The sequence below is a fragment of the Actinokineospora sp. genome (genome assembly GCF_050699995.1).
Classification (GTDB): domain Bacteria; phylum Actinomycetota; class Actinomycetes; order Mycobacteriales; family Pseudonocardiaceae; genus Actinokineospora.
In genome coordinates this window covers 1-7,433 of record NZ_JBOHGC010000219.1, presented here as the reverse complement: position 1 = coordinate 7,433, position 7,433 = coordinate 1, and the positions used below count along the sequence as shown (strand labels likewise).

At 69.1% G+C, this 7,433-nt stretch carries 4 protein-coding genes; 2 read left to right on the top strand and 2 right to left on the bottom strand.

Going from position 1 to position 7,433, the window contains the following annotated elements:
- Positions 1–33: 33 nt before the first annotated feature.
- Entirely contained in the window at positions 34–1,461 is a 1,428-nt protein-coding gene (locus ACRDSQ_RS11980; RefSeq protein ID WP_431420969.1) for a phytoene desaturase family protein, read from the bottom strand.
- Positions 1,462–1,958: 497 nt separating this feature from the next.
- On the opposite strand from ACRDSQ_RS11980, the gene ACRDSQ_RS11975 reads away from it, so the two are divergent.
- Both ACRDSQ_RS11975 and ACRDSQ_RS11970 read left to right on the top strand, forming a co-directional pair.
- The gene (locus tag ACRDSQ_RS11975; RefSeq protein WP_431420968.1) at positions 1,959–4,784 is read left to right on the top strand and encodes an aconitate hydratase; all 2,826 of its coding nucleotides are present in this window, start codon (positions 1,959–1,961) and stop codon (positions 4,782–4,784) included.
- Between the two features lie 70 nt (positions 4,785–4,854).
- Positions 4,855–5,568: a sulfite exporter TauE/SafE family protein gene (locus tag ACRDSQ_RS11970; RefSeq protein ID WP_091384463.1), complete on the top strand. Its 714-nt coding sequence runs from the start codon at positions 4,855–4,857 to the stop codon at positions 5,566–5,568.
- 435 nt (positions 5,569–6,003) lie between these two features.
- On the opposite strand, the gene egtD is transcribed toward ACRDSQ_RS11970, so the two are convergent.
- Positions 6,004–6,981: an L-histidine N(alpha)-methyltransferase gene (gene egtD, locus ACRDSQ_RS11965; protein ID WP_431420970.1), complete on the bottom strand. Its 978-nt coding sequence runs from the start codon at positions 6,979–6,981 to the stop codon at positions 6,004–6,006.
- Positions 6,982–7,433: the final 452 nt, after the last annotated feature.

Sequence of the window (7,433 nt, the reverse complement as noted above, 5' to 3'; positions counted from 1 at the left end):
GGCGGGGCCTCTTCACTTTACGGGTGGGGGTGCTCAGCTTCGGATCACGTCCAGTGGGTCTGTCTTGATGCCGAACCGCTGACGCAGAACGCGTCCAGCCGCGTGCACGCCACACATCCCGTGCACTCCCGGTCCCGGCGGCGTCGAGGCCGAGCACAGGTACACGCCAGGCAGTGGGGTCCGATAAGGGTCCCACCGCGGTACTGGCCGAAACACCGTCTGCCACACCGAAAGCGCACCAGCGCCGATGTCCCCACCCACATAGTTCGCGTTGTACCGGGCCATGTCCACGGCCGTCACCACAGACCGCTCCACCACAAGGTCCCTAAATCCAGGCGCGAACCGTTCGATCTGGGCCGTCACCCTCTCACCGACGTCCACAGAGGACCCGTTCGGCACATGTGCGTACGACCACAGCGTGTGAAGTCCCTCGGTGGAACGGCTCGGATCCACCACGTCAGGCTGTCCCACCAGCACGTACGGCCGAGACGGGTGTCGACCGGCGGCGACCTCCTCCTCCGCCGCGACCGCCTCCGCCCGGTCGCCGACCACGTGCAGTGTTCCGGCCCGGGCGAGGTCCGGGACTGTCCACGGCACCGGCCCGGACAGGGCGAAGTCGACCTTGCACACTCCCCCGCCATAGCGGAACGACCGCAGCCATCGCAGGTACCGGCCGGGGAGTTCGGCCATGCCCGCCAGAGCCGACGGGCTGACGTCGAGCAGTACGGCGCGCGCGCGGACCTGCGAAAGCGAGTCGATCCGGCTGTCGGTGACGATCTTCCCGCCCCGTCTGACCAACTCCGCCGCCAGGGCATCCACAATGGACTGACTGCCGCCACGGGCGATGGGCCAGCCGACCGCGTGGCCGAGGGTGGCTAGCAGCAGGCCCGCCCCTGCGGGCGCGAGGGCTCGCGGGGGTGTCACGGCGTGGGCGCTCACCCCGGTCAGGAGCGCGGGCGCGACCGTCCCACTGAATCGAGCGCCCCACAGCGGTGACGCCTGCTCCAGGACGCGCAACGGGAACTGGAGGGCGCGGGGCACCGACCGGAAGTCCGACATGGCAAGGTCGATCAGCCCCGGCCAGTCCCGCACGAGCGGGCCCAGCAGCCGCCGCCAGGCCGGCCCGTCGCGACCCAGCCCCGCGGCCGTCCGGTCCAAGTCACGCCAGGCCAGGCCGGCGCGGCCGCCGTCCAGTGGGTGGGCGTAGGACAGTTCCGGGGCCACCAGTTCCACACCGTGGGCCGCCAGGTCGAAAGCGCGGAAGAACGGTGAGGCCAGGCCCATCGGGTGGGCGTGGGCGCACACGTCGTGCCGGAGACCGGGCACGGTCAGCTCCGCGGTCCGGCACCCGCCGCCGATGGTCGGCGCGGCTTCGTGCACCCGCACCGACAGCCCGGCCTTGGCCAGCACCAGCGCCGCCGCCAGCCCGTTCGGTCCCGCCCCGACCACCACCGCGTCCATGCGGCTCAGTCTTCTAGGAACTCCACCCGGTTGCCGACCGGATCATCGGTGTGGAACCGGCGCCTGCCCGGAATCTCTGCAGGGTCCGCCCAGCGGACGCTTGCGCCCGATTCGGCCACGGCGGCCGACGTCCTATCGATGTCGACGATAAAAGCGGGGTGCGCCTTGCGCGCAGGTCGAAAGTCCGACTCGACGCCGACGTGCAGCTCACCCCCACCAGGCACGGCGAACCAGCGCCCGACCCCGAGTTGCCAGCAGCGGGGGTTTCGGCAGCTCAGACCACCCAAGGACGCCCGAGTAGAACGCCCGCATCCGGTCCTCCGCACCCGCCGGGCACGCGATCTGCACGTGATGGATCACAATCAACCCCCCTTGAAATGGCTTACAGGACAAGCGTACTGTTTGCTTCGTGAGCCTGTCGATGCGCGCCTCAACCAGGTGCGCGAGACTCAGGGCTCGACTACCTGGACTGACTTGCGCCGCCACTGGAGTTGGACGTGACTACTGCTAGCAAGGACAGCTTCGGCGCCCGTGCCACGCTGAACGTCGGTGACGCCTCATACGAGGTGTTCCGGCTGGACGCGGTGGAGGGTTCCGAGCGCCTGCCCTACAGCCTCAAGATCCTGCTGGAGAACCTGCTCCGCACCGAGGACGGCGCGAACATCACCGCCGACCACGTGCGCGCCCTGGCGAACTGGGACCCGGCCGCCGAGCCGTCGACGGAGATCCAGTTCACGCCGGGCCGCGTGGTCATGCAGGACTTCACCGGTGTCCCCTGCGTCGTCGACCTCGCCACCATGCGCGAGGCCGTCACCACGCTGGGTGGCGACCCGACCAAGGTCAACCCGCTGGCCCCGGCCGAGCTGGTCATCGACCACTCGGTGATCGCCGACATCTTCGGCCGCCCGGACGCCTTCGAGACCAACGTCGACCTGGAGTACCAGCGCAACAAGGAGCGTTACCAGTTCCTGCGCTGGGGCCAGACCGCGTTCGACGAGTTCAAGGTCGTCCCCCCGGGCACCGGCATCGTCCACCAGGTCAACATCGAGCACCTCGCGCGCGTGGTGATGACCCGCAACGGTCAGGCATACCCGGACACCCTGGTCGGCACCGACTCGCACACCACCATGGTCAACGGCCTGGGCGTGCTGGGCTGGGGCGTCGGCGGCATCGAGGCCGAGGCCGCGATGCTCGGCCAGCCGGTCTCCATGCTGATCCCGCGCGTGGTCGGCTTCAAGCTGCACGGCGAGCTGCCCGCGGGCGCCACCGCCACCGACCTGGTCCTCACGATCACCGAGATGCTGCGCAAGCAGGGCGTCGTCGGCAAGTTCGTCGAGTTCTACGGCTCGGGCGTCTCGGCCGTCCCGCTGGCCAACCGCGCCACCATCGGCAACATGAGCCCGGAGTTCGGCTCCACCGCGGCGATGTTCCCGATCGACGCGGAGACAATCGAGTACCTGCGCTTCACCGGCCGCTCCGCCGACCAGGTCGCACTGGTCGAGGCGTACGCCAAGGAGCAGGGCCTCTGGCACGACCCGTCGGTCGAGCCGGTCTTCTCCGAGACCCTCGAGCTGGACCTGGCCACGATCGTCCCCTCGATCGCCGGCCCGAAGCGTCCGCAGGACCGCATCGAGCTGACCGACGCCAAGTCCGCTTTCCGCGCCGCGCTGGGCACCTACGCCCCCGCCGCGGACACCACGTCCACTGTGGACGAGGCGTCCGAGGAGTCCTTCCCGGCCAGCGACTCCCCCGCGTTCGCCTCAGGCGGCAACGGGTCGTCGGGCAAGCCGTACGACTACCACTCGGCCGCCGCGAACGCCGAGGGCCGCGTCTCCAAGCCGACCACGGTCACCCTCGACGGCCAGACCTTCGAACTCGACCACGGCGCCGTGGCCATCGCCGCGATCACCTCGTGCACCAACACGTCGAACCCGTCGGTCATGATCGGCGCAGCGCTGCTGGCGAAGAAGGCCGTCGAGCGCGGCCTGTCCCGCAAGCCGTGGGTCAAGACCACGCTGGCGCCGGGGTCCAAGGTCGTCATGGACTACTACGACCGCGCGGGCCTCACCCCGTACCTGGACAAGCTCGGCTTCAACCTGGTCGGCTACGGCTGCACCACCTGCATCGGCAACTCCGGCCCGCTGCAGGACGAGATCTCCGCGGGTGTGCAGGAATCCGACCTCGCTGTCGTGTCGGTGCTCTCGGGCAACCGCAACTTCGAGGGCCGGATCAACCCGGACATCAAGATGAACTACCTGGCGTCCCCGCCGCTGGTGGTGGCGTACGCGCTGGCCGGGTCGATGGACATCGACATCACCACCGAGCCGCTGGGCATCGGGTCCGACGGTCAGCCGGTGCACCTAGCCGACATCTGGCCGACCCCGCAGGAGATCTCCGACACCATCGCCGCGGCGATGTCGGCGGAGAGCTTCGCGAGCAGCTACAAGGACGTCTTCGCGGGCGACGAGCGCTGGCAGTCGCTGCCGACGCCGACCGGCAAGACCTTCGAGTGGGACCCGCAGTCCACCTACGTGCGCAAGCCCCCGTACTTCGAGGGCATGACGATGGAGACGACCCCCGTCGCCGACATCGAGGGCGCGCGCGTCCTGGCGGTGCTGGGCGACTCGGTCACCACCGACCACATCTCCCCGGCCGGTGCGATCAAGGCGGACACCCCCGCGGGCAAGTACCTCACCGAGCACGGCGTGGAGCGCAGGGACTTCAACTCCTACGGCTCGCGGCGCGGCAACCACGAGGTCATGATCCGTGGCACGTTCGCGAACATCCGCCTCCGCAACATGCTGCTGGACAGTGAAAACAACGGCGCAGGGGTCCAAGGGGGCTACACCCGCGACTTCACCTCCGGCGGCGAGCAGGCCTTCATCTACGACGCCGCGCAGAACTACGCGGCGGCGGGGATCGGTCTGGTCATCCTGGCGGGCAAGGAGTACGGCTCGGGGTCGTCGCGCGACTGGGCGGCGAAGGGCACCTCGCTGCTCGGTGTCCGCGCGGTCATCGCGGAGTCCTTCGAGCGCATCCACCGGTCGAACCTGATCGGCATGGGCGTGCTGCCGCTGCAGTTCCCGCAGGGCGAGACCGCGGCGTCGCTGGGCCTCGACGGCACCGAGACGTTCGCGATCACGGGCGTCACCGCGCTCAACGACGGCGAAACGCCGCGCACTGTCAAGGTTTCGGCTGTGAAGGCCGATGGCTCCACTGTGGAGTTCGACGGCCTCGTGCGCATCGACACCCCCGGCGAGGCGGACTACTACCGCAACGGCGGCATCATGCAGTACGTGCTGCGCAAGATGGTCAACAGCTGATAGAGCAGACGAGCGGGGGCCATCCGGCAACCCCCGATGTCCCCCGCTCTCGCGTTCATGGGGGATTCCTTTGACACTCGGACTGCTGATCGCGGGCCTGGTCTTGTTAGTCGGCGCGGCGGTGCAGGGCACCATCGGCTTCGGCCTCAACCTGATCGCAGGCCCGATCCTGGCGCTGATCGACCCGATGCTCGTGCCGGTCCCGGTCCTGTTCGCCGGGACCGCGCTGTCAGCGATGCTGATCTTCCGTGAGCACGGCTCGGTGGAGTGGAAGAACGTCGGCTGGGCGATGGTGGGGCGGCTGCCCGGCAACGGGCTCGGCCTGATCGCCCTGGCGACGCTGCCGGTGGCGGGCTTCACCGCGCTGATCGGGGTCAGTGTGCTGGTGTGCGTGGGCCTGTCGGTGATCACGTGGAAGCCGCGGCCGACCGTCCCCACCCTGCTCGTGGCGGGCACGGCGTCGGGCGCTTTCGGCACCATGGCGTCGATCGGCGGGCCCCCGATCGCACTGGTGTACCAGAACCAGTCGGGCCCGACCATCCGCTCAACCCTGAGCGCCTTCTTCCTGGTCGCCTCGATCTCGTCGCTGGCGATGCTGGCCGTCGCCGGTCACGTCGAACAGCGCCACCTGGTGGCGGCGGCCTTCCTCATCCCGTTCCTGGCCTGCGGCGCACTGATCTCCAACCCGCTCCGCAAGCACGTCGAAGGCCCACGACTGCGAGTGGGCGTCCTGGTGGTCGCCGCACTGAGCGCCCTACTGCTGATCGGAAAGAGCGTCTTCTAGTTCTCGCTGTCGCCGCAATCCGTTTGCCCACGGGGGAATGGATCTGCCACGGTGGGCGGATGGCGGTAGTTCTGGGCGACAAGCGCGAGTTCGCTGTCGACGTGGGCGAGTGGACCGGCCCAGCACTGCGTCGAGTGGACCTGTGGGCCGCCGATCAGTGGCTGACGTGCGACGACAACGACGTCTATGTGCCGCAATTCCGACATTCCGTGCGAGACACAGCTGCCCATGTGCGCGCCGGCCATGCTGCGCCACTGCCCTGTGCCGGGCTGTCCCCAGCGGCCACGCACCGGCGTTTCGTCGCCGCGACTGTGAACAACGACAAGGACAACCTGCTCCGAGAACAGTTCTCGAGACGCGGAAGACCACCGCGCCTGCTTCCTGCCCCCCGCACCGCCGGCGCGGGGGTCAGGAAGGCGCCGAACCGTTTCCCGGCTAGTCGGCCTTGGCCAAGGACAGGGCGAAGCGGCCCTGCTCGTCGGTCCACCACTCGGTCAGGGTGAAGCCGGCCGCTCCGAGTTCCTTTGCGACGCCTTCGCGGCGGAATTTGGCGGAGATCTCGGTGCGGAATTCCTCGCCCTCGGCGAAGTCGACCTCCATGTCCAGAGCCGCGATACGGGCCCGCTGGGCCTTGGTCGAGCGCAGGCGCATCTCGATCCACTCGTTCTTCGCGTCCCAGAGCGCCACGTGGTCGAAGGCGTCGACGTCGAAGTCGGCGTTCAGTTCGCGGTTGAGGACGTGGAGGACGTTCTTGTTGAACCCCGCCGTGACGCCTGCCGCGTCGTCGTAGGCGGCGACGACGGTGGCCTCGTCCTTGACCAGGTCGGTGCCCAGGAGGAGCCACTCCCCCGGCTTGAGGACCTCACGGATCGACGCCAGGAACGTCTTGCGCTCCGCCGGAAGCAGGTTGCCGATGGTGCCGCCGAGGAACACGACCAGGCGGGCAGGCTCGCCGGGAAGCAGGCCCAGGTGCTCGGTGAAGTCACCGACGACACCGTTGACCGTCGTGTCGGGGTATTCCTCGCCCAGGGCGGCCGAAGCCTCACGCAGGGCCGACTCCGAAACGTCCAGGACCACGATGTGCGACAGGGTTCCGCTGTCGCGCAGGGCGTCGAGGAGGAGGCGGGTCTTCTCCGAGGAGCCCGAACCCAGTTCCACCATGGTGTGCGCGCCGGTCACCTCGGCGATCTCAGCGGCCCGGGTGGCGAGGATCTCGCGTTCCGCGCGGGTCGGGTAGTACTCGGGCAGCCGGGTGATCTGCTCGAACAGTTCGCTGCCTCGGGTGTCGTAGAACCACTTCGGGGGCAAGGACTTCGGCGTGCCGGTCAGTCCCAAGCGGACGTCGGCGGCGAGCGAACGGGCGGCGTGGTCTTCGGGCAGGTGTACTTCGACGACTGTGTCGGTCGTGGTCACTGCGTTCCCCTTAGGTGATTCGGCGATCGGCCCCAGTTCGGTGACGCGCACATCCGGTGCCGGGTCAAGCATGGCGGTGACCAGCAGTCGGTCACCCAAAGTCGTCCACTGTGGATCGTCGTCCCACGGCTCGGAGGCCAGGACGACGCTGTCTTCGTTCTTCAGCACGGAAAGCGAGTGCCACCAGGTGGTGGCGACCAGCGTCCGCCCGTCGGTGAGCAGGAAGTTGAGCCGCGAGTCCGGTGCCACCGCGCCGATCGCACGGGCCACCTCGGCCAGCGCGTCGGCCGGGTCGACACCCGCCCGCAGCCGGTGCCGCACCAGGGCCCACACAAGGGCGCTGTCGGTGGGCGCGTCGAGCGTCATCAAGTCCACTGTGGGCAGGTCGGCGGCAAGCCCGGCCACGCTGTGCGGCCACCCGCCGACCCGCCCGTTGTGGCTGAACAGCCAGG

Bases quoted from the DNA above. Each gene is read 5' to 3' on its own strand.
- ACRDSQ_RS11980 (WP_431420969.1), bottom strand. From the start codon at position 1,461: ATGGACGCGGTGGTGGTCGGGGCGGGACCGAACGGGCTGGCGGCGGCG.